At 67.7% G+C, this 21,660-nt stretch carries 23 protein-coding genes and 1 tRNA gene; 13 read left to right on the top strand and 11 right to left on the bottom strand.

The window, feature by feature from the left end; genetic code table 11:
- The first annotated feature begins 192 nt into the window (after window positions 1–192).
- Window positions 193–1,317 (top strand): DUF6456 domain-containing protein, encoded by a 1,125-nt coding sequence (locus NUW50_RS04645; protein WP_258287897.1) that lies wholly within the window; start codon window positions 193–195, stop codon window positions 1,315–1,317.
- Between the two features lie 12 nt (window positions 1,318–1,329).
- On the opposite strand, the gene NUW50_RS04650 is transcribed toward NUW50_RS04645, so the two are convergent.
- On the bottom strand, window positions 1,330–2,238 hold the full coding sequence (locus tag NUW50_RS04650) for a hypothetical protein (protein WP_258287898.1): 909 nt from the start codon (window positions 2,236–2,238) through the stop codon (window positions 1,330–1,332).
- A gap of 73 nt (window positions 2,239–2,311) precedes the next feature.
- Complete coding sequence (locus NUW50_RS04655; RefSeq protein ID WP_258287899.1) at window positions 2,312–3,241, bottom strand: hypothetical protein; 930 nt, start codon at window positions 3,239–3,241, stop codon at window positions 2,312–2,314.
- Window positions 3,242–3,391: 150 nt separating this feature from the next.
- Here NUW50_RS04655 and lipA point away from each other — a divergent pair, with 150 nt between their 5' ends.
- Complete coding sequence (gene lipA / locus NUW50_RS04660) at window positions 3,392–4,342, top strand: lipoyl synthase (protein WP_258287900.1); 951 nt, start codon at window positions 3,392–3,394, stop codon at window positions 4,340–4,342.
- 55 nt (window positions 4,343–4,397) lie between these two features.
- On the opposite strand, the gene NUW50_RS04665 is transcribed toward lipA, so the two are convergent.
- From NUW50_RS04665 to NUW50_RS04675, 3 genes are all read right to left on the bottom strand, one after another.
- On the bottom strand, window positions 4,398–5,291 hold the full coding sequence (locus NUW50_RS04665; RefSeq protein ID WP_258287901.1) for a hypothetical protein: 894 nt from the start codon (window positions 5,289–5,291) through the stop codon (window positions 4,398–4,400).
- A 70-nt stretch (window positions 5,292–5,361) separates the two neighbouring features.
- A complete protein-coding gene (locus tag NUW50_RS04670; protein ID WP_338001346.1) occupies window positions 5,362–6,255 on the bottom strand; it encodes a c-type cytochrome in 894 nt (297 codons plus the stop codon).
- Between the two features lie 69 nt (window positions 6,256–6,324).
- Window positions 6,325–6,765, bottom strand: a complete 441-nt coding sequence (locus NUW50_RS04675; RefSeq protein WP_258287902.1) for a c-type cytochrome — start codon at window positions 6,763–6,765, stop codon at window positions 6,325–6,327.
- 122 nt (window positions 6,766–6,887) lie between these two features.
- Here NUW50_RS04675 and NUW50_RS04680 point away from each other — a divergent pair, with 122 nt between their 5' ends.
- Window positions 6,888–7,754 (top strand): LysR family transcriptional regulator, encoded by an 867-nt coding sequence (locus tag NUW50_RS04680; RefSeq protein ID WP_258287903.1) that lies wholly within the window; start codon window positions 6,888–6,890, stop codon window positions 7,752–7,754.
- A 22-nt stretch (window positions 7,755–7,776) separates the two neighbouring features.
- On the opposite strand, the gene NUW50_RS04685 is transcribed toward NUW50_RS04680, so the two are convergent.
- Window positions 7,777–7,956 (bottom strand): hypothetical protein, encoded by a 180-nt coding sequence (locus tag NUW50_RS04685; RefSeq protein WP_258287904.1) that lies wholly within the window; start codon window positions 7,954–7,956, stop codon window positions 7,777–7,779.
- Window positions 7,957–8,249: 293 nt separating this feature from the next.
- On the opposite strand from NUW50_RS04685, the gene NUW50_RS04690 reads away from it, so the two are divergent.
- On the top strand, window positions 8,250–9,047 hold the full coding sequence (locus tag NUW50_RS04690; RefSeq protein WP_258287905.1) for a tetratricopeptide repeat protein: 798 nt from the start codon (window positions 8,250–8,252) through the stop codon (window positions 9,045–9,047).
- A 14-nt stretch (window positions 9,048–9,061) separates the two neighbouring features.
- Complete coding sequence (locus tag NUW50_RS04695) at window positions 9,062–10,081, top strand: tetratricopeptide repeat protein (RefSeq protein WP_258287906.1); 1,020 nt, start codon at window positions 9,062–9,064, stop codon at window positions 10,079–10,081.
- Window positions 10,082–10,091: 10 nt separating this feature from the next.
- Here NUW50_RS04695 and hpt read toward each other — a convergent pair whose 3' ends face one another.
- Window positions 10,092–10,628 (bottom strand): hypoxanthine phosphoribosyltransferase, encoded by a 537-nt coding sequence (hpt, locus tag NUW50_RS04700; protein WP_258287907.1) that lies wholly within the window; start codon window positions 10,626–10,628, stop codon window positions 10,092–10,094.
- A gap of 88 nt (window positions 10,629–10,716) precedes the next feature.
- On the opposite strand from hpt, the gene NUW50_RS04705 reads away from it, so the two are divergent.
- Entirely contained in the window at window positions 10,717–11,175 is a 459-nt protein-coding gene (locus NUW50_RS04705; RefSeq protein ID WP_258287908.1) for a type II toxin-antitoxin system RatA family toxin, read from the top strand.
- 13 nt (window positions 11,176–11,188) lie between these two features.
- Here the strand turns inward: NUW50_RS04705 and NUW50_RS04710 are convergent, their stop codons facing one another.
- From NUW50_RS04710 to NUW50_RS04725, 4 genes are all read right to left on the bottom strand, one after another.
- A complete protein-coding gene (locus tag NUW50_RS04710; protein WP_258287909.1) occupies window positions 11,189–11,719 on the bottom strand; it encodes a GNAT family N-acetyltransferase in 531 nt (176 codons plus the stop codon).
- A 7-nt stretch (window positions 11,720–11,726) separates the two neighbouring features.
- Window positions 11,727–12,077 carry a RidA family protein gene (locus NUW50_RS04715; RefSeq protein ID WP_258287910.1) on the bottom strand — a complete coding sequence of 117 codons (351 nt, stop codon included), beginning with the start codon at window positions 12,075–12,077 and terminating at the stop codon, window positions 11,727–11,729.
- 126 nt (window positions 12,078–12,203) lie between these two features.
- Window positions 12,204–12,277, bottom strand: a tRNA-Gly gene (locus NUW50_RS04720).
- A 187-nt stretch (window positions 12,278–12,464) separates the two neighbouring features.
- Window positions 12,465–13,343, bottom strand: a complete 879-nt coding sequence (locus NUW50_RS04725) for a hypothetical protein (RefSeq protein ID WP_258287911.1) — start codon at window positions 13,341–13,343, stop codon at window positions 12,465–12,467.
- Window positions 13,344–13,690: 347 nt separating this feature from the next.
- On the opposite strand from NUW50_RS04725, the gene NUW50_RS04730 reads away from it, so the two are divergent.
- The 7 genes from NUW50_RS04730 (at window position 13,691) to NUW50_RS04760 (ending at window position 21,514) form a co-directional block, all read left to right on the top strand.
- Entirely contained in the window at window positions 13,691–14,857 is a 1,167-nt protein-coding gene (locus NUW50_RS04730; RefSeq protein ID WP_258287912.1) for a helix-turn-helix transcriptional regulator, read from the top strand.
- Window positions 14,858–14,961: 104 nt separating this feature from the next.
- Window positions 14,962–16,185 carry an aminotransferase class V-fold PLP-dependent enzyme gene (locus NUW50_RS04735; protein ID WP_258287913.1) on the top strand — a complete coding sequence of 408 codons (1,224 nt, stop codon included), beginning with the start codon at window positions 14,962–14,964 and terminating at the stop codon, window positions 16,183–16,185.
- Window positions 16,186–16,250: 65 nt separating this feature from the next.
- Window positions 16,251–17,648 (top strand): cryptochrome/photolyase family protein, encoded by a 1,398-nt coding sequence (locus NUW50_RS04740; protein ID WP_258287914.1) that lies wholly within the window; start codon window positions 16,251–16,253, stop codon window positions 17,646–17,648.
- A 158-nt stretch (window positions 17,649–17,806) separates the two neighbouring features.
- On the top strand, window positions 17,807–18,247 hold the full coding sequence (locus tag NUW50_RS04745; protein ID WP_258287915.1) for a TrgA family protein: 441 nt from the start codon (window positions 17,807–17,809) through the stop codon (window positions 18,245–18,247).
- 1 nt (window position 18,248) lies between these two features.
- Complete coding sequence (locus NUW50_RS04750; protein ID WP_258287916.1) at window positions 18,249–19,370, top strand: NUDIX domain-containing protein; 1,122 nt, start codon at window positions 18,249–18,251, stop codon at window positions 19,368–19,370.
- A gap of 77 nt (window positions 19,371–19,447) precedes the next feature.
- Window positions 19,448–20,611 carry a M20 aminoacylase family protein gene (locus tag NUW50_RS04755; RefSeq protein WP_258287917.1) on the top strand — a complete coding sequence of 388 codons (1,164 nt, stop codon included), beginning with the start codon at window positions 19,448–19,450 and terminating at the stop codon, window positions 20,609–20,611.
- A gap of 84 nt (window positions 20,612–20,695) precedes the next feature.
- Complete coding sequence (locus NUW50_RS04760) at window positions 20,696–21,514, top strand: glycosyl transferase (RefSeq protein ID WP_258287918.1); 819 nt, start codon at window positions 20,696–20,698, stop codon at window positions 21,512–21,514.
- Window positions 21,515–21,660: the final 146 nt, after the last annotated feature.

Below are 21,660 nucleotides of genomic sequence, written 5' to 3' on the forward strand. Positions count from 1 at the left end.
GTCATAAACAACCAATGCTTGTGTTGCGGATTGGGGCGACCTTCCGCACCAATCGTTAGAGAACCCTTTAGATATTGATAGCAATTGATGAAGAAGTTCGATCGTTTAACCATTAGGTAAGAAATTCAACTCATGGTTGTTCGCGCTTGCAGGGCTCGCGGCCCATTCCGGGCGGCAAGGTGGGGCGACGGCATGACACAGGATGATCTGGACCGACCCGGTCCGATGCCGGACTGGGTGCCGGCAGCGGCGCGGAATTATCTGTCACATACCGAATCCGGGCGCTCGATCCGGGCCCTGGCGCGGGACAACGGCGTTCATGCCTCGACGATCCTGCGTCAGGTGCGCCGGATCGAGACCCGCCGCGACGACCCGCTTGTCGATGCCGCGATCCTGGCCCTGGCGCGTGCCGGTGCCGCCAGCTTTCCCGAGACGACCAGAGAGGCTCCCATGGCAAAGACCCAACAGCCGGGCCCGGCCGGGCGGGCGACGGGGGATGACGATCCGGACCGCGAGGCGCTGGCCGTCCTGCGGCGGCTGCTGGAGCCGGGTGCGGTGCTGGCCGTGGCGCCCGAGATGGAGAAGGCGGTGGTGGTCCGCGACACGGCCGACGGGCGCACGCTGCGCACCGCTGTCATCGAGCGTCGGCAGGCCGAGGCCATGGCGCTGCGAGAATGGATCGCGCCGGCTTCGGTCAAGGGGCGGGTCCGGCGCTATCGGATCAGTTCGGCGGAACGCTCGGCGCTGAAGACCATGCTGGCCCGGGAAGAGAACGCCCGCGCCGGATTTGCCGAGGCGCAGGAGCGGTTCGACGGGGCCGCGGCTGCCGCGAACGGGGTGCGGGCCAGGGCGATGCCGCGCCGTGGCGCGGGGCGCTATCAGGCCGCCGAAAGCCCGGTGGCGGCCCTGGCCCGCCGCCGCGATCGCGACGGGGCGCCGTTTCTGGCCCCCGAACTGCTGGCCGCCGCCGAACGCCTGCGCGAGGATTTCGAACTGTCGCAACTCGGCCCGAGGGTCGCGCAGAACTGGGAGGGCATTCTGACCGGCGGCGTCGAGACCTCGGCGGCGGCAGGGGCGGGACCCTCGTACGGGCCGGAGGCCGCACGCCAGCGGGTCGCGGCCGCGCTCGGCGACCTCGGCCCGGGGCTGGGCGACATCGCGCTGCGCTGCTGCTGCCATCTGGAAGGGCTGGAGGCGGCCGAGCGGCGGCTGGGCTGGTCGTCACGCTCGGCCAAGATCGTGCTGCGCATCGCCCTGCACCGGCTGCGGCGGCATTACGAGGCCAACGGGGGCCTGCACGATGTGCTGATCGGCTAGGTCGGCCGGCGCTCAGAGCTTCTTGAGCACCGATTCCAACTTGGCCAGCGTCGCCTTGCCGCCGCGCGCCGCGCGCGAGGCCTGGTCCTGGGTGCTGATGATCAGCGAGCCATGCGGCGCGCGCCGGATCGCGTCCTTGGCCGATTTGCAGCTCTTTTCCAGATCTCCGGCAATCTCGGACAACTCGTCCAGCGCCTTCTGGGCAGAGTCCATCGCCTCTTCCGCCTTCGACTTGGCCCCGCTCTTCAGTGCCACCGCGCAGTCCTTCATCGCCGCCTTCAGCGCCTTGTCCTGGGTCTTGACCGCCTTGATGATCTTGTCGAACGGTCCCTTTTCCAGCTCTTTCGGCAAGGGCTGCTTGGGCTTGCGCGGCATGGTCGCCGCCTTCTTGATCAGCGCGGTGAGATTGGCGTCGATGTTCTTGCTCATCTCCAGCGCATCCTTGGGCGCTGCCTTGAAGGCCGCTGCCGCGCCTTTCAGGTCATTCAGCCGCGCGGTCATCGCCTTGAGCAGCGCGTCGTGGTCCTTCTTCAGCGCCGGGGCGGGCTTCTTGCCGACCTTCTTCTCCATCTCGGCCATCAGCCGCTGCAGCTTGTCCAGCGTGGCTGCGGCCTGTTCGGAGAATTTCTTGAGCCCGGCGGTCTCGTCGTCGAGATCCTCGAACGAGCGCTTGTAGGTCTTGAGCGCCCTGGCAACATCGCTGTCCTTGATGTAGTCGGCCAGCTTGCTGCCCTTGAACCCATCGTCCTGGGCATATCCAACCGCTTCGGCGAAGTTCTCGCCACAGCCTTTGACCCGCATGACATAGGTCTTGATGGTGTTGACCTTGTAGTCGCCTTCCTTCTTGGTGAAGGCATGCAGGTCCTTTGTCATCGCCTTGAATTTCTTTTCGAAATCGGCAAGTTCCTTTGCGATCGCCATGCTGTGTATTCCCTGTTGAAGCCAGATGTTCCGGGCGTCCCGGGCCCCGGCGCTGCCGTTGCCCGGGGTCGGTTCAGCCCGCTTTCTTGATCGTCGTTGCCACGCCACGCAAGGTGCGGGCCGCGTCGGTGGCCAGCTTGTTGATGGTCTGGACCCGCTTGGTCACCTTGGCCTCGTCCTTGGTGCCCTTCAACTGCTTGGCCGTGGCCTTGAACGCCCTGTCATAGTCGTCATTCACCTTCTTCAGCTTGGCCATTTCGGCTGCCGCCGCCTTCAGCTCGGGCATCGCCAGCTTGATGTCGGTCCCGGCCTTGTCGATCGCGGCATCGCAATGCGCCTTGACCTTCTTGGCGAAACCGTTGGCCTGGCTGAGGCCCTTGGCAAGATTGCGGTCGACCAGCATCTGCGGCAGCAAGGTGGCGTCACGTTTCTGCTTCTGCGCCTCGGGCGCCTGCTTCATGATCTTGTCGACATTGGCCTGGAACTTGCTGAGATAGGTCAGCTGGGCCGGCGGCAGCTTGCCATAGGCTGCGGCGGCCTTGTTGACCTCGGTGATCTCGCCCGCGACCTGCTTGCGGAGCTTCTCGATATCCTTCTTGCTGGCCGAGCTGCTCTTGCGGCTCTTCAGGTCCTTGTCGATATCCTTTTGCAGCTTGACCAGCTCGGCGCTGCACTTGGCGGCGTTGTCGCAGAAGGTCTTGAGCTCGGTCTGCGCCTTTTCCAGCTGGTTGCAGGCGATGTTGTAGACCTTCAGCCCGTCCTTGAAGGCGGGGTCCTTGGCAAAATCGGCAAACTTGTTGCCGGTGACGCCGTTCTCGCGGGCTTCGGCCATCGACTCGGCCAGCACGTCCGAGGCATCGCCGATCAGGGTCAGGTACAGCCCCGACGCCGTCTTGCTGAGCTTGGATGCCGCCGCGTTGGTGTAGAGCTTAAGTTGCGGCGCGATCTTCTTGTGCGCCGTCTCGAATTTCGCGATTTCCTTGGCCACCTTGCTCTCCTCCATGCGGTTCGGCTCAGCCTGCTTTACCTTGAGGCAACATTCGGCGCGAGGGAAGCAATTCCTTACCTGTCCTGCCTGCATATCTCCTATGTCCAGATCAGGCTGACGTTGGCCGCGGGATGATCTATATGGGGCCTGAGAGCGGAGGACCGAATGACCCGAGACCTGAAGATGCCGGACCAGCGCCACCCCGAAAAGGCGCATCGTCCCGACAACGCCCAACCGAAGAAACCTGACTGGATCAGGGTCAAGGCGCCGACCTCGGAAGGCTACAAGCAGACCCGCAACACGCTGCGCCAGCATCGGCTGAGCACGGTCTGCGAAGAGGCGGGCTGCCCCAACGTCGGCGAATGCTGGAGCCAGGGCCACGCCACCATGATGATCATGGGCGAGATCTGCACCCGCGGCTGCACCTTCTGCAACGTTGCGACGGGCAAGCCCGAAGCCCTGGACGTCTTCGAACCGGGCCGGGTCGCCGACGCGGTGAAGAAGCTGGGGCTCAAGCATGTGGTGATCACCAGCGTTGACCGCGACGATGTGGCCGACGGCGGGGCCGAGCATTTCGCCCGGACCATCCGCGCCATTCGCCGCCAGTCGCCCGGTTCCACCATCGAGGTGCTGACCCCCGACTTCCTGCGCTGCGGTCCCGAGGCGCTCGAGGTGGTGGTGGCGGCGCGGCCGGACGTGTTCAACCACAATCTGGAAACCGTGCCCGGGCTCTACCCCTCGGTCCGGCCCGGGGCGCGCTATTTCCACTCGCTGCGGCTGCTGCAACGGGTCAAGGAGCTTGATCCGACGATGTTCACCAAGTCGGGCCTGATGGTCGGGCTGGGCGAAGAGGCCGAAGCGGTGCGGCAGGTCATGGACGACATGCGCGCGGCGGATGTCGATTTCCTGACCATCGGCCAGTATCTGCAACCGACGCCCAAGCATCACCGGGTGGATCGCTTCGTGACGCCCGAGGAATTCGCCGCCTACGAGAAAGCCGCGTTCGGCAAGGGGTTCCTGATGGTCTCGGCGACGCCGCTGACCCGGTCCTCCTACCATGCCGGCGACGATTTCGCGCGGCTCCGCGAAGCGCGTCTGGCAAAGCTGGGGGTATAGCGGGGGGCGGGGGCCGTTTGCGGGCGGTGCGTGATTTCACGCACCTTCCCTTGGTCTAGAAATCCCAACCCAGCCCGAGGTCGAGCGCCGGGTCGCCGGCGTCCGAGATCAGGGCGGCGGTCAGATGTCCGCGGTCGCCGATGCCGTAATCCGCCGCCATCAGCGCCAGCGCGTCGCCCGAATCGCGCGCGACCTGCAGCGCGCCGGTCAGGTCCAGATGCTGGCCGGCATGCCAGCTGACAAAGGCTTCGCCCCGGTCCTCGGCACCCGGCAGCGGCGCGACAAAGACCGTGCCGCCCAGCCGGATGTCGCCGATCTGCCGAACTGCCTGGACCTTGCCGCCGAAGCCGCCGTCCGAGGCCCATTCCAGCGCCGCGGCCAGCGACCAGTCGCCGCTCTGCCAGTCCAGCCCGGCACCGACCACCTGCAAATCCTGCTGATCGACCTGATGCGCAGAGACCGCCCATCCGATGGCGCCGCTCTGCCCCGAGGCCGACAGGCCGAGCGGCAGGTAGTGGCCGTACATCGCGCCCCATGTCACCCGGCTGCGGGTCGTGGCGATCCGCGCCTCGTCCAGCCCGCTGATCGGCACCAGCCGGTCCAGAACCGAGACCGCGACCCCGTCGAAGGCCGGGCGCGGCACGCCCGCCGCCAGCTTCACCGCGGCAAGCTCCAGGGTCAGCGTGCCGTAGGTCTCATGCGGGGTGTCGAGATCGGTGGCGAGGCCGAACAGGCCGATTTCCAGCCCGAGCGGTCCGCCGAACAGCGGCAGGGCAAAGCTCAGATCGCCCGAAAGGGCAGGGGTGATGCGCTGGTCCTCCAGCCGTGTGACCGCGGCCAGCCGGCCCTCGAATTCGGTATTGCCGAAGCCCAGGCTCCCGGCCTGTGCAGGCAGCGTCGCGCCCAGAATCAGGGCTGCGGCCAGGCCGGTTCCATGCCGCTCAGCCATCGCGTCTCTCCGTCAGATCGCCTTTGCTCCGGCTACGCCCTTCACTGCCGAAGTCAACCCCGCGGCGCGGTCAGTCGGTCACCGCGGGGACCGATTTCAGGTAGCGCGCCAGCGAGACAAGATCGGCCTCCGGCAGGGTCGAGAGATTCTCGACCACCTCGGCCATCGTGCCGCCGGCGGTGTCGAATTCCGGGGTGAAGCCGGACTGGAAGAAGGTCACCAGATCGGCCTCGGACCAGTCGAGCTTGCCGGGGGTGATATTGGGGATCGTGCCCTTGCCGGTCGGGTTGGGCGCGCCGCCCAGCCACTGGCCGGTCTTCAGCCCGCCCAGGGCGTTGCGCGCCGTGTGGCATTCGCCGCAATGGGCCAGCGCCTCGGCGATGTAGCGCCCGGTCTCGGCCTCGGGCGGGACATCCTGAATGACGAAGTCGCGCTGCAGGAACAGGAACTTCCAGCCGCCGAGCGCCCGCCGGATCGAGAAGGGAAAGCTCACGTCCTGCGGTTTCGACGGCGTATCGACGGCGGGCAGGGTGGCCAGATAGGCGCGCAGGCTGACCACGTCCTGCAGGGTCATCTTGGCATAGGCGCCATAGGGCAGCGCCGGATAGAGATGCGTCCCGTCGGGCCCGACCCCGTTCTGCAGGGCGTTCACCAGGTCGATCGCGGTCCAGTTGCCGATCCCGTGCACCGGGTCGGGCGAGATGTTGGGGGCGTAGAACGTACCGAACTCGCTGGGAAAGGCCTTGCCGCCGCCGAGTTTCAGCAGATCGGCGCCGGTTGCGTCCTTCGCCGCATGGCACGAGGCGCAGCCGGCGGCGCGAAACACATATTCGCCGCGCACCGGGTCCGGGGTCAGCCCGGCAATCGCATCGGGCGTAAGTTGGGTGGGGCGGGTGATGACCCAGAATGCGGCAAGCCCGATCAGGCCCAGGACCAGCAGAACCAGAATTGCGCGACGCAGCATCTCATCCCCTTTGCAGACGGAAAGGGCGCGGAGCAGGCCCCGCGCCCCGTCCTTGTCCCTGTTCGCGGCCTACTCTGGCGCGCGGTAGCTCTTGTGGCAAGCGCCACAGGCGGCGCCGACCGGGCCGAACGCGGCCTTGAGTGCGTCGAGATCGGTGCCCGCCACCGCGACAAGCGCGGTCGTGGCGGCGCCAAGAGCTTCGTATTTGGCCATGAAATCATCCATGTTGCTGGCGATTTCGGGCATCGCGCGCTTGCCGTCCAGGCTGTCGGCCGGGAAGGCCGGCATCCAGTCGGCGTTGGCCAGCTTGTCCAGCTCCGTCGCCGCTGCCGAGGCCGCCGCGGCATCATAGGGCGCCTTGCCCTGCACCATCGCGCCCAGAATGCCCAGCTGCTTGCCCTGGGCCTTCATCATCGCCGAGCGCATTTCGTGCGGGGTTTCGGCCAGCGTCGCGCCGGCGGTGATGGCGCCGATCATCGCCGCGATCATGGTGGTCTTGGTAAGCCGCATCCGGTCTCTCCCTGGAAACTGAGTCTTGGATCTGATGGCCCGACCTTACCTGTTGGAAATTACAGATGAAGTGGAAAATTTCGCAGAGTACTATGTCAAACCTGCACAGGGGAGGGTCGGCCATGCCGAAGGAGAACTGGGATGACCTGCGTTTTGTGCTGGCCGTGGCCGAAACCGGGTCGGTCTCGGCGGCGGCGCGAAAGCTGGGGGTGAACCATGCCACGGTGCTGCGCCGGGTCGCCAGCTTCGAAGATCGCCATGGTGTCGAGATATTTGACAAATCCGGTCGCGGATACGCGATTCCGCCTGAAAAACTGCGGCTTGTGGAGGCGGCGCGCGAAGTGGAGGCGGCGCATCAATCGGTCGAACGGCTGATTCACGGCGCCCAGGCGCCGCTGCGCGGCGTGGTGCGGGTGACCTCGACCGACTCGTTCTGCACCCTGGTTCTGCCCGGCATCCTGGCCCGGATCGAGTCCTCCGCGCGGCAGTTGCGCTTTGAAATCCTGTCGTCGAATGCGCATCTGGACCTCGGCCGGCTTCACGCAGATTTGACCGTTCGCCCTGCAGAAAAACTGGGCGAAGAGCTGACCGGCACCCAGGCGGCGGTGCTGGGCTTCGGCCACTACCGGGCCCGGGCGGGCGGGATCGACTGCTGGCTCGGCCTGTCGGGGCCGCTGGGGCGATCGGCTCCGGCGGGCTGGATGGCGACCGGGCTGCCGCCCGACTCGGTGCAGGGCGGGGCCGACAGTTTCCTGACCCTGGCGGCGATGGTGGCCGAGGGGCTGGGCCAGACCATTCTGCCCTGCGTGATCGGCGATGCCGATCCCCGGCTGGAGCGGGTCCGGGGCGTGGTGCCCGAGATCTCGGTGCCGATCTGGGTCGCGCTGCATTCCGAACTCCAGGGCGTGCCCCGGCTCCATGCCGCCCGCGCCCTGCTGGCCGAGGCGATCGCCGAGGAAGCGCCGCGGCTGGCCGGCGAACCCGGCTGAGATGCGGCCTGCGGCAGGGGCCTCAGATCCGGCCGCGCGGCACCCGGTTCGGGGTCAGCCAGTCGGGCCAGCCGACCAGCCGCTCGATGCCGAACAGGATCAGGCAGACCACGATCACCACCGCGACCAGGATCACCCGCCGTGTCGAGGGAGGACGCCGGGCCCATTTGGCCATCCTCAGGAACTGGGTGAAGCTGCTCATCTGCCGTGATCCGCCTGTCTCGGGGCGCTGTCCCGCGCCGGACGCATCCTAACCTGTCCATGATTGTCACGCAAAGAACGTTGCAATGTCATGGAGTCAGACGCAGACTCTCCGGCAATAGGGACCTGAGGGGGAAGATGTTGAACCACGCCGCTTTCCCTCGCCGCTGCGGCGGCCGATTTCTCGCTGCTGCCGTCGCTGTCGCGCTGCTTGTTCCCGGTGCGAGCCCGTCCAGCGCGCAGACCGCCGAAGAGGGCAGGGCGCTTTATCTCGAAGGCGATTGTGATGGTGCGTTGGCGATCCTGCGGCCGCTGGCCGAGGCAGGGGATGCCAATGCGCAGAACGTGATGGGCGCCGCCTATGATGACGGCTGCGGGGTCGAGGTGGACCACGCGCAGACCCTGGACTGGTGGCGGAAGGCGGCCGATCAGGGCTTTGCCCGGGCCCAGTTCAATCTCGGCTGGTTCTGGGAACAGGGGTTCGAGGGCTTCCCGGTCGATTACCTCCAGGCCCGCGACTGGTATCTCAAGGCCGCCGAACAGGATTATCCCGAGGCGATGACCAATCTGGGCCGGCTCTATGCCGACGGCAGGCTGACGGAAGGGTCGGATTACGAACAGGCGCGCGCATATTATATCCGGGGCCGCAAGCTGGGCTCGGCGCAGTCGATCACCAACCTGGCCGACCTGATGCGCGAGGGGCGGGGCGCTCCGGCCGATCTGGAGGCCGCGTTGCGGCTCTATGGTGAGGCGGCGGCGATGGGCCTGCCGATTGCGCTGAACAATCTGGGTGCCATGTACGAAAACGGTATGGGGACCGAGGCCGACCCCGTGACCGCCTTCTACCTCTACCGTCTGGCGCAGGACGCCGGCTATGCCCATGCCTCGATCAATCTCGCCTGGCTGGTCGCTTTCGAGACCGACGCGCATTTCTATGATCCGCCCTATGGCCATGCCCTGTGCCAATACGGGGTGGCGCAGGCGACCGGGGAAAGTGCCGCAGCCTATGCCGCGGACTGCGCCGAGATCGACAAGTGGCTGACGCCGGAACAGATCGACGAGGGGCAGGCGCTCTTCGAGAGCTGGGACTGAACGGAGTGCGAACGATGCGGATATTGGCAACCGCCGGGCTGCTGGCGCTGGTCTGCGCTTCGGCCCAGGCCCAATCCACCGATCCCGCCGGGGCAGAGGAGTGCGCCCCGCCCGAGGCCGGAGCTTCGGCCGCGCCGGGCCCGAGCGAATGCGCCCCGATGCCTGCGGCAGAGCCCGAAGACCCGGCCGAGGCCGCCCGCAAACGCTATCTGGCCGGCGAGTTCGAGGAAGGGTTCAAGGAGGCTTTCCCGCTGGCGCGCGAGGGCAACCCGGTGGCGCAGAACATGATCGGCAACGCCTATTTCTTCGGTCGTGGCGTGGTGCAGGACTGCGAACTGGGCGAAAAATGGACCCGCCGCGCCGCCGATCAGGGGCTGGATCGGGCAATGTACAACTTCGCCCGGATGAAGCATTCCGGCTGCTACGGCGAAGGTGTCGATCCGGAACTGGCGCTCGACTACTACCAGCGCGCCGTGGCTGCCGGCTTTGCGCCCGCCCATGCCTGGCTGGCCCGCCTTCTTGCCTCGGGCGAGGTCGGCCCGGCCGAGCCGGAGCGGATCCGCGACCTGCTCGACCGGGGCATCGCCGCCGGGATGGCGAATGCCGCGCAGGCGCTGGCCGATCTGCAGGCCAGCGGCATGGGACTGGTCAGGGATCAGGCCGCCGCCGTCGCCTGGTATCGCAAGACCGCGCTGTCGGAGGGCGATCACGAGGCGATGTGGGGATTGGCGCGGGAGTATCTGAGGGGGATCGGTGACGCAGACCCGGACCGCGTCGCCGCCTATGCGCTGATCTACGAACTGGTCTTCGACAACTATGTTCGCGCCATGCCGGATTACGCCCGGCTGCTGATCGAGAGCCCCGGCGACTACTGGCATGATCCGGTCACCGGCTGGGCCCATTGCGTGATTGCCCGCGACAATGCCGGCCCCGAATTCTTCGGCGAGATCGACGCGGCCTGCGAGGCGCTGCGGCCCATGGTCTCGACCCGGGACCTGATGAAGGCAGCCCTGATCGCCGCCCGCGCCCGCTGAGCCGCCGACGCTAGACGAAGCGGACCTTGCCGATATAGGGCAGGTTGCGGTTGCGCTGCGCGAAGTCGATTCCGTAACCGACGACGAATTCGTCGGGGATCTCGAAGCCGATCCAGTCGGCGCGGATGTCGGTCTCGCGCCGCGACGGCTTGTCGAGCAGCGCGATGCTCTTCAGCCGCGCCGGGTTGCGGGCCGCCAGCAGACCCAGCACATGTTTCAGCGTATGGCCGGTATCGACGATATCCTCGACCACCAGCACGTCCCGCCCTTCGATCTTGCCCCGCAAGTCCTTGAGGATGCGGACTTCCCGGCTGCTCTCCATGGCGTTGCCATAAGAAGTCGCCTCGAGAAAATCGACCTCGACCGGCATGTCGATCTCGCGCACCAGATCCGCGATGAAGACGAAGGAGCCGCGCAGCAGCCCCACCACCACCAGCTTCTCGGTGCCCGCGAAGGCCGCCCCGATCTCGCGTGACAAGGCCTCGATCCGGGCCGCGATCGTCTTGGCCGAGATCATCGGATCTATCACATATTCCCTGTCCGGCATTTCGCCCCCTTGCATTCCGCGTCCCGTTTAACGACATCAGGCCCTGAAGTCGCCCCAGAAATCACCGCAACGGAGGGCCAGCGACCCCGTGCCGCGCCATGACGAATCCCGTGTCCTGCCCTATACGCCGGAGCAGATGTATGACCTTGTCGCTGATGTGGCGCGTTACCCCGAGTTCCTGCCCTGGACCGCAGCGGCGCGGATCACCAGCCGCAAGGAGGCGACCGATCACACGGTGCTCGAGGCCGACCTGGTGATCTCGTTCAAGCTGTTCCGGGAACGGTTCGGCAGCCGGGTGACGCTCTGGCCCGAGGCCGGCAAGATCGACACCGAATATCTGGACGGACCGTTCAAATACATGAAGTCGCAATGGACCTTCACCCCGGACCCGCGCGGCTGCCGGGTCGAATTCTGGGTCGATTTCGAGTTTCGCAACCGGATCCTGCAGGGCGTCATCGGGCTGGTCTTCAACGAGGCGATGATGCGCGTCGTCCGGGCGTTCGAGGATCGGGCCAAGGCGCTCTACGGGGCCGGCGCCGCCGGCTGAGTTCCGGCTCGCCTCAGTGGCGCGAGCGGCGCGAGGCGAAGACCTCGGGGCTGGCCGGCCGGGTTCTGCGATACTGGATACGCCCCATCTCGGGCACGTCTCCGACCTCGACGAATCCCGCCCGGGTCAGCACCCGGCGCGAGGCGGCATTGTCGGCATGGGCAAAGCCGGTCACCTGGGCCAGACGATGGGTCTGGTCGGCCTCGCGCAGCGCCTCGGCCACCAGCTCCCCGGCCAGCCCCCGGCCCCAGACCTCGGCGGCGAAGTAATATCCGACCTCGGGCCCCCAGTCGGGATCGGCCGGATCGACATAGAGCCCGCCCCAGCCGACGATCTGACCGCTGCCGCGCAGGATCGCCGTCCAGGGCGCAAAGCCGTCGCTCACCCGCCGCGCTTCATAGGCGGCGATCCGGGCCTCGGTCGCGGCGAGGTCGGCGTCACGATGGGTCAGGGCCATGACCTCGGGGTCACCGAGGAACCGGTGCAGTTCCGCCGCATCCGAGAGCAGCGACGGACGCAGCAGCAGATGCCTGGTGACCGGCATCCGGCGGTCAGAGCGCTGCGGTCACGACGATCTCGACCTTGTATTCCGGCGCTGCCAGCTTGGCCTCGCCGGTCCAGCGGGCCGGAGGATTGTCCGCGGGCACCCAGCTGTCCCAGACCGCGTTCATCGCGGCGAAATCGGCGGCGATGTCGGCCAGCCAGATCTGCGTGGTCAGCAGACGCGACCGGTCGGTCCCCGCTTCCTTCAGCAGCCGGTCGATGCTGGCCAGCGCCGCCTTGGTCTGTTCGGCCACCGTGGCCCCCGGGGCGCCGACCTGGCCGGCCAGATAGACCACGCCGTTGTGGATGACGGCCTGGCTCATTCGCGGGCCGGGTTCGATGCGGGTGATGTCGGACATGAAGGTCGCTCCTGAATGGGTCGATACCGTCCTAGCCGGAAGCCCTGCGCAAGGCTAGGGGGACAGGACCGATGCCGCCCGTAGTGGGCCGGTGGAGCAGGGCCCGGAGGCCCGGAATTGCGGGAGTGGAGCGGGTGAAGGGAATCGAACCCTCGTCGTAAGCTTGGGAAGCTTCTGCTCTACCATTGAGCTACACCCGCACAGCGGTTCTCGTAGCCCGATAGAACGTCCGAGGCAAGTGGCAGCTTGCCTGTCCGAGGTCCTCGGAGCGGTTCGTTGCGTGGCCCGGTTCGTGGCCCCCCGCGCAGCAGGCGGCCACGCGGAGGGCCGGGTGGGTTGGTGGCGACCGGACCGGCCGGGTGCCGGTCCGTCACCGGATGCGCCGTTTCAGCTGCGGCGCATCCCCTCGCGTCCCGCCGCGCCCCGGCCCCTGATCAGGGGCAGGGCGCAGAGGGCGGCGATGAGCATGGTCGCCGGCACCGGCAGCGGTACGGGCGCGGTGTCCTCGATCGGGATCGGGTCGGTCAGGTCGGCCGAGATCCGGTTCAGCCCGGTGCTGAAGATCTCGAGTTCGAGCGAAGCCTCGACATTGACGGTTTCTCCCGGAAGATAGCCCAGGGCGGACAGATCGACGACATACTGGTTGTTGAGGACATGGTAGTTGCGCCGGTAGGCATTGGCATCCTGCTCCACCGGCGGATCGGTAAATTCGCCGAACAGGATCATCTGCATCCCGTCACCAACGCCCCAGCCGCTCGAGTCCGCCTTGAAGCCATAGGTGATCGGGTCGCCGTCCGCTCCCTCCAGCGCGTAGCTGCGGGTCAGCCGGTTGACCCCGTCGACGACGACCGTCAGGACCAGCGAGACGAAGTTTTCCGAGCTCATGTCCTCGAGGAACATGGACATCGTGCCACCCTGGATACGGCTGACGAGCTGCCCGCTTTCGGGAATCAGGAAGTCCTGCAGGGTGACCTGGGCCTTGGAACGGAGATAGCCCAGCGTCGTTTCGTCGATGGCGCCCGCAACCGAGAAGAACGGCTGGTCGTCACTGAGAGAGGCGGTTGCCAGAAGCGAGGGATGGGGGGCGATCGCGTATTCGTCGATATTGCCGAAACTGTCCGAGCCCTGGGCAAAACCTGCCTGGCTTCCGGCCGAATTGATGAAATCCCATTCCAGTTCGGTGTGGTAATCGACTGTCGCTGGAAGGGCGGGCGACGCCAGCGCAAGAACCAGTGCCGCCGCGGGGAAAATGGATTGTCTGAACATGAAATTGGTCTCCTGCGTTGATCGCTACTTCCGAAGCGGGAACCGAGGGCTTCGGCGCCCGGGGCGGTCCGTTCGGTCACGGGTCCGACTCTGGACTCGGCCGCGCCGCGTCGCCTCAGACGAATGTCCGAGGCCAGAGGCGACCCCCGGTCGGCGCGCGTCGTCCCGGACCCGGGTTGGCGCCGGGCAATGTGCTGTCAGACCTGTCCGGCGGGAAAACCGGGAGGCGGTCGGTCCCTGAATGCCGGCCTCGGTGAGACCGCCCGGCACGGGGCAGGCGGGGGGGGAACCGGACAGATATCCGTTACCGTGTTAGACTGCCGTGGGGGACAGTCGGAAGCAGCAGGATGCAGGGCAAGGAACCCCTCGAGATCGTCGGGGATATCTATCGGGTCGCAATGCCCGGAGAAGGCTGGGAACAGGCGCTGGAAGACCTGGCCGACATGGCGGGCGCTGGCGGCGTCTCGCTGGTGCTGGCCATACCGCGGCTGCACATGGTTTCGGTCGTCTCGCCCCGCTCGGACCCGGAGGTGATCGACGATTTCTGCCGTTTCTGGCACCGCAAGGACATCACCCGGAACGCCATGTTGGCGGCCCCGGAGAGGCAGCTGATGAGCCTGAAGGACATCGGCCGCGAGCGGTTCCTGAAGAGCGAGTTCTACAATGAGTTCTGGAAGGGCTCGGGCCACACGGCCGAACGGCTCGCAGCCAACCTTGTGAACCGCGAGGGCCGGTTCGCCAGTATCGGCCTGCATGCGCGCCGCCAGGACGAGGATATCTCGCCCGACATGTGGGACGCCTTCCTGGCGATGATCCCGCATCTGCAGCGCGCGGTCGAGATCCGCTGCCAACTGCGCCAGGCCGAGCTGGAACGGCAACTGGCGCAACAGGTGGCGCAGGTGGAAGGCAAGGGCAAGGCGGCGCTTCTGGTCGGGGCCGGGGGGCATCTGCTGGCCAGCAACGCGGCGGCGGAAGGGTTGTTTTCGCGCGGAGATGCGATCGGCGTCAGACATGGGCTGCTGACCTGCCGAACACCGGCCGAAACCGAGCGGCTGACGCGGCTGATCGAAAACTGCGGGGCCGACGCGGGGATGCGGCGGCGGGGCGGATCGCTGAACCTGCGGACGGAGTCGGGCGGCACCTTGCAGATCAGGGTTCTGCCCGCGCCGCCGGGCAGTCTCTCGCCCGATTTCGGGGACTTGCTGATGCCGGGTGCCGTGGCGCTGGTGCTGATCGACGACCCGGCCGCGCGCATGGCCGAGGCGCTGGTCTTCCTGCGCGACAGGTTCGGCCTGACCCCGGCCGAGAGCCGCGTGGCGCTTGAGCTCTTGCGCGGCGACGGCCGCAATGCCGTGGCGCAGCGGCTGGGGATCAGCCCCGCGACCGTCCGCAGCCACATGATGCATCTGTTCGAGAAGACCGGGATGACGCGCCAGGCCGAACTTGTGCGGCTTCTGGCACTGGAAGGGTTGCCGCTCGATCTTCCGCCGCCGTCGCCGCCGCACGAGGAGTGATCGCCCGGCGCGCGGGAGGCGCTCCGCTCTCTCCGGCATGCTCCCGTCGCCGTGCATTGACGCCGTCGCGGGCCTCGCAGAAGGTGCGCGGCGGAGGACCGACCATGAAACTCGATATCGACTATGTCCGCAGCCGTTTTCCCGCTTTCTCCGAGCCTGCCCTGAGGGGCCGCGCCTTCTTCGAGAATGCCGGCGGCTCCTATACCTGCGCCCCGGTGATCGAGCGGCTGACCCGCTTCTACCACGAACGCAAGGTGCAGCCCTATGCGCCCTATGAGGCGAGCCGGGTGGCGGGCGAGGAAATGGACGAGGCGCGGATCCGCCTGGCGGCGCTGCTGGGCGTCGCCACCGACGAGCTGAGCTTCGGCCCCTCGACCAGCCAGAACACCTATGTGCTGGCGCAGGCGTTCCGGACCTGGCTGCCCGAAGGGTCGGCCATCGTGGTCACGGATCAGGACCACGAGGCGAATTCGGGCGTCTGGCGCCGCCTGGCCGACGAGGGCGTCGAGGTCCGCGAGTGGCAGATCGACCCCGAGACCGGGCATCTGGACCCGAAACGGCTGGAAGCGCTGCTCGACGACAAGGTCAGGCTGGTGGTCTTTCCGCATGCCTCGAACGTGGTGGGCGAGGTCAACGACGCCGCCGCCATCGTGAAGATCGCCCATGCGGCCGGGGCGGTCACCTGTGTCGACGGGGTATCCTATGCGCCGCACGGGCTGCCCGACGTGGGGGCGCTCGGGGCCGACATCTACCTGTTCTCGGCCTACAAGACCTATGGCCCGCATCAGGGCCTCATGGTGATCCGGCGTGCCCTGGGCGAGAGCCTGCCGAACCAGGCGCATTTCTTCAACGGCGATACGCTTTACAAGCGGTTCACCCCGGCCGGGCCGGATCATGCGCAGGTCGCGGCCTCGGCCGGGATCGCCGACTATATCGACGAGCTTTACAGTTTTCACCACCGCACCCCCGCCGATGCCCGGACCCGTGCCGCCCGGGTGCATGACCTGTTCCGCGCCCGCGAGATCGAGGTCCTGCAACCCCTGCTGGACTTCCTGGCCACCAAGAACTCGATCCGGCTGCTCGGGCCGAAGGATGCCAGGCTGCGGGCGCCGACGCTGGCGCTGGACCTCGGCCGCAGCGCCGAGCAGGTGGCGGCGGAACTGGCCCCGCACGGGATCATGGCCGGGGGCGGGGATTTCTATGCCCGGCGTCCGTTGCAGGCGATGGGCATCGACCCGGCCCGGGGCGTGTTGCGTCTGTCCTTCGTGCACTACACCTCCGAGGCCGAGATCGAGCGGTTGATGGAAGCACTGGACCATATCCTCTGACGGGCTAGATGCGCTGACGGGGCAGGGTGGGCCTGCCCCGACGCCGGAAACCGTCAGGGAACGAGATGACCGACAAGCCGATCCTGCTGTGGCTGCGCCGCGACCTGCGGCTGGCCGACCATCCGGCGCTGCATGCTGCGGCCGCTTCCGGCCGCCCGGTGATCCCGGTGGTGATCCGCGACGCCGCTCTCGACCGGCTGGGCGCCGCGGCGCGTTGGCGGATGGGGCAGGCGCTGGCGCATTTCGACGCGCGGTTGCAGGGCCTCGGCAGCCGGCTGGTCCTGCGGTCCGGCCCGGCGCTGGAGGTGCTGCGTGGGCTGGTGGCCGAGACCGGGGCCGCGACGATCCTCTGGTCACGGGCCTATGACGGTGCCTCGGTCGAGCTTGGGCGCAGGGTGAAGGACTGGGCGAAAGCCCATGATATCACGGCAAAAAGTTACAACGGATCGCTTCTGTTCGAACCCTGGGAGGTGACGACGGCGACGGGCGGCCCCTACCGGGTCTTCACGCCGTTCTGGCGGGCGGTGAAGGATCGGCCGGTGCCGGACCCAGTTCAGGCACCGTCTCAACTTCGTCCGCCAACGCATTGGCCTGACAGTGAAATCCTCGGGTCATGGCGCCTGTCGGAGGGGGTCGGTCGCGGTGCCGAAGTCCTGGCGCGTCATGCCCTGGTCGGCGAAGAGCGGGCGCGGTCCCGCTTTGCCGCGTTCCTGGCCGGGCCGGTCGCCCGCTATGCGACCGATCGCGACATGCTGGCCCTGCCGGGATGTTCCGGCATGTCCGAACCGCTGACCTACGGCGAGGTCTCGCCGCGGCTGCTCTGGCATCTCGCGCAGGGCAAACCGGGGGCGGAGGCCTTTCTCCGGCAACTGGTCTGGCGCGATTTCGCCTGGCAACTCTTCTTCCATCGCCCCGACATGGCCGAGGAAAACTGGCGCGAGGGCTGGGACGGCTTTCCCTGGCGTGGCGACAATGCGCAGGCGCTGGCCTGGAAACAGGGCCGCAGCGGCGTGCCGCTGGTCGATGCGGCAATGCGCGAGCTCTATGTCACCGGCCGGATGCACAACCGGGCGCGGATGGTCTCGGCCTCCTACCTGACCAAGCACCTGCTGACCGACTGGCGGGTCGGGCTGCGCTGGTTCGCCGATTGCCTGACCGACTGGGACGAAGCGGCGAATGCCATGGGATGGCAATGGGTTGCCGGGACCGGCCCCGATGCGGCACCGTTCTTCCGGGTCTTCAACCCCGAGACCCAGGCGGTCCGGTTCGACCCCGAGGGCCGCTATCGCCGCCGCTGGATCGCGGAAGGGGAGGCAGCGCCCACGCAGACCGCGCTGAGCTATTTCGATGCCGTGCCGCGCAGCTGGGCGCTGGACCCGAAGGCGCCCCGCCCGGAGCCGGCGCTGCCGCTGGCAGAGGGGCGGCAGCGGGCGCTGGCGGCCTATGCGGCGCATCGGACCTAGGGCCGCGACGCGGCAGGCCCCTGCGACCTTGACGCCACGCCTGTTCCGGCAGAACCGCGAAGGCGCACAGCGCCCTTGCGCGAAAACCGCCCAGCACGGAAACTGTCCGACAACGCAAACACGCGGGCCCGACGCAAGGGGTCCGATCGAGGGACCGGATGCCGACAGCCGCCAAATTCGTTGCAGCGATCGTTTTCGGCTTCGTGGCCTGGTTCGTGTCGCGTCTCATGGTTCCCTATCTGCCGGAAGGCACGCGGCAGGCCTATTTCGCCGAGGTATCGACGGCGATCGGAATGGTCATGGGCTGGCGCATCTCGGGGCGCTACGGTGGCGGCGGGATGCGGGCCGGGATCGGCTACGGGCTGACCACGGTGGCGGCCACGGTGTTCTGGGGCCTGCTGATCTTTGCCGGCGAAGAGATGCTCGACCGCTCCCTGAACGTCCGCTACGACGGCCCGATCGAGGCGCTGACCGAAGGCGTGCAGCTGTTCGTCGATTACGCCAAGATGATGATCCATCCCGATGTCATCATCTGGCTGATCGTCGGGGCGCTGTTCGGCGGCTGGGTCACGGAACGCACGGCGCGCAACTGGTCCTGACATGATCTTTCTCTATGGCACGTTGCGGCATCTGCCGTTGTTGCGCGTGGTGCTGGGCCGCGCGGTCGAGACCCGGCCCGCGACGGCGCCGGACCAGGCGGTGGTCTGGGCCGAGGGTCAGGGCTTTCCGCTGATGCTGCCGGCGCCGGGCCGCAGCGCGGCGGGGCTGCTGATCGATACGGAGTCCGGGCCCGGCGGCGTCGATGGCGAAGTGCAGTCGCGGCTGGATTTCTACGAGCTGGGCTTCGGTTACGATCTGGCCCCGATCACGGTCGAGACCGAGGACGGCCCGGTCGCGGCGCGGGCCTATCTGCCGCGTCCGGGACTGTGGCAGGCGGGGGCCGACTGGTCGCTGGAGGACTGGGTGGCGCGGCTCGGCCCCGAGACGGTGCTGGCCGCCGAGGCCTTCATGGCGCTCTGGCCCGCGACCGAACCGGAGCGGGCGGCCGAGCGCTATCCGCAGATGCTGCAGCGGGCCGCATCGCAGGTCCGGGCCCGGGCCGAGCCGGTCCCGCGCGGGCCCCGGAAGGGCCGGGGAACGCCCGAGATCCTCTCGCGCTCGGTGCCCTACAGCCGGTTCTTCGAGGTGGCCGAGGCCGATCTCCGGTTTCCGAAGTTCGACGGCAGCCTCAGCCGCCGCGTCAATCGCGCCGCCTTCGTCAGCTGCGATGCGGTGACGGTGCTGCCCTATGATCCCGCGCGCGACCGGGTGCTGCTGGTCGAGCAGTTCCGCTTCGGGCCGCTGATGCGCGGCGATCCGCTGCCCTGGATGCTGGAACCGATCGCCGGCCGCATAGATGGCGGCGAGTCCCCGGAACAGGCGGCGCGGCGCGAAAGCGTCGAGGAGGCGGGGCTGAGGCTGGACCGATTGATCCGGATCGGCGGCTATTATCCTTCGCCCGGAACGCTGACCGAGTTTCTCTATTCCTTCCTTGCCCTGGCGGACCTGCCCGAGGGGTTCACCGGCCCCGGCGGGCTGGACAGCGAGGCCGAGGACATCCGGGTCCACCTGCTGTCCTTCGATGCGCTGATGCAGCTGATCGACGCCGATCAGGGCACCACCGGGCCGCTGATCCTTTCGGCGCTGGAACTGGCCCGACGCCGCGACTCCCTGCGCCGCTGACGGGGCCGACGCCGGGCTTGCCGTTGCGCGGGCTTTGCCGCAGGATCGCCGCGCCAATTGCCAGAGGAATGCCCGCGATGCCCGTGAAGAACCGTTTTGCCGAACTGCTCCCGGAAATCACCGCCTGGAGGCGGGACCTGCACGAACATCCGGAACTTCTCTTCGATACCCACCGGACCGCGGCCACCGTCGCCGAAAAGCTGCGTGCCTTCGGCTGCGACGAGGTCGTCGAAGGCATCGGCCGCACCGGCGTGGTCGGCGTCATCAAGGGCAGGACCGACACTTCGGGCAAGGTCATCGGGCTGCGCGCCGACATGGATGCGCTGCCGATCACCGAGGCGACCGGGCTGCCCTATGCCTCGAAGACCCCCGGCGTGATGCATGCCTGCGGCCATGACGGCCATACCGCGATGCTGCTGGGCGCGGCCAAGTATCTTGCCGAGACCCGCAATTTCGACGGCACCACGCTGGTCATCTTCCAGCCCGCCGAAGAGGGCGGTGCCGGCGGGCGCGAGATGGTCGATGACGGGTTGATGGACCGCTGGAAGGTCGATGAGGTCTACGGGATGCACAACTGGCCGGGCCGCCCGGTCGGCAGCTTCTCGATCCGCTCCGGCCCGTTCTTCGCCGCCACCGACCAGTTCGAGATCAGCATCGAGGGCAAGGGCGGCCATGCCGCCAAGCCGCATGAGACGGTGGACCCGACCGTCGTCGCCAGCCATGTCGTCCTGGCGCTGCAGAGCATCGTCTCGCGCAATGCCGACCCGGTCGAACAGATCGTGGTCTCGGTCACCTCCTTCGAGACCTCCTCGACGGCCTTCAACGTGATCCCGCAGCGGGTGACGCTGAAGGGCACGATCCGCACCCTGACCAAGCCGATGCGCGAACTGGGCGAGAAACGGCTTAAGGCGATCGCCAGCCTGACCGCCGAGGCCTATGGCGCCGAGGCCAGGATCAACTGGATCGTCGGCTATCCCTCGATGGTCAATTCCGAGGAGCAGACCGAATTCGCCGCCGAAGTGGCGCGCGCAGTCTCGGGCGATTGCGAGGACGCGCCGCTGGTGATGGGCGGCGAGGACTTTGCCTATATGCTGGAAAGCCGGCCCGGCGCCTATATCCTGGTCGGCAACGGCGACACCGCGATGGTCCACAACGCCGAGTACAATTTCTCCGACGAGGCGATTCCCGCCGGCTGTTCCTGGTATGCCGAGGTGGTCGAGCGGCGGATGCCGGTGGCCTGAGGCATGGGCGGCAGGCTGGAAACCGGGCCGCAGCCGGGATAGGGCAGGGCAGACGCCCCGCGAAACCGGCCCCGAGACCTGCCCATGCCCGCCGATCCGACACATGCCACCGTCGCCTGCATCAAATGGGGCACCGCCTTTGGCGCCGATTACGTCAACCGGCTCTATTCCGGCGTGCGCCGCAACCTGTCGCGCCCGGTGCGGTTTCTCTGCATGACGGAACATGCCGAGGGGCTGCATCCGGATGTCGAGGTGCTGGACCTGCCCGACGAGCCCTTCCGCCCGGCAATGGACGCGGCGCTGGCGGTGGCCGACCGGAAGGGCGCGATGCGCAAGGTCTCGCTGTTCCGGCCCGGGCTGATCCGCGACCTGCAGGGCCCGGTGCTGGGCTTCGACCTGGATGTGGTCATCACCGGCCCGCTGGACGATCTGCTGGGCTTCGCCCCCGGCAAGGTGGCGATGCGGGCCGACTGGGTCGAGGCGCGGCGCGGGCGGCCGACCGGCCACGGTTCGGTGTTCCGCTACGATCCGGCACGCCATGGCTATCTCTACGAGGAGGTTGCCCGCGATCCGGCCGGCGCGGTCGCGCGCGCCCGCGGCTCCGAGCAGCGCCACACCTCGACGCTCGCCCAGGCGCGCGGCGACTTCGCCTATCTGCCGCCCGATCAGGTGGTCAGCTTCAAGCATGACTGCTACCCGACCTTCCCGCTGAACTGGCTGCTGCCGCCGCGCCTGCCGGACAATGCCCGGGTGGTCTGCTTTCACGGCCATCCGAAGATGCCCGAGGCGCTGGCCGGCTATACCAGCCTGAGCGCGCCGAACCGGACCTGCCGGCCCTGCGGCTGGCTGCGGGAGCATTGGGTCGAGCGGGCCCGCGCCGATCTCGGCGCCGACTGGGTCTGAGCGCCGCTCGGCGCCGGCGCCCCGGGCGCCTGTCACGGAATCGTTGCCATGGCCTGTCATCACTCTGCGCAATCCCCGAATATCTCGGGGCTTGTCAGATGATTGACGCCAGATATAGTGGAACCTGTGGCGGCGGGGTGGCGCCC

The sequence above is a fragment of the Frigidibacter sp. ROC022 genome (genome assembly GCF_024723735.1).
Classification (GTDB): Bacteria; Pseudomonadota; Alphaproteobacteria; order Rhodobacterales; family Rhodobacteraceae; genus SLM-1.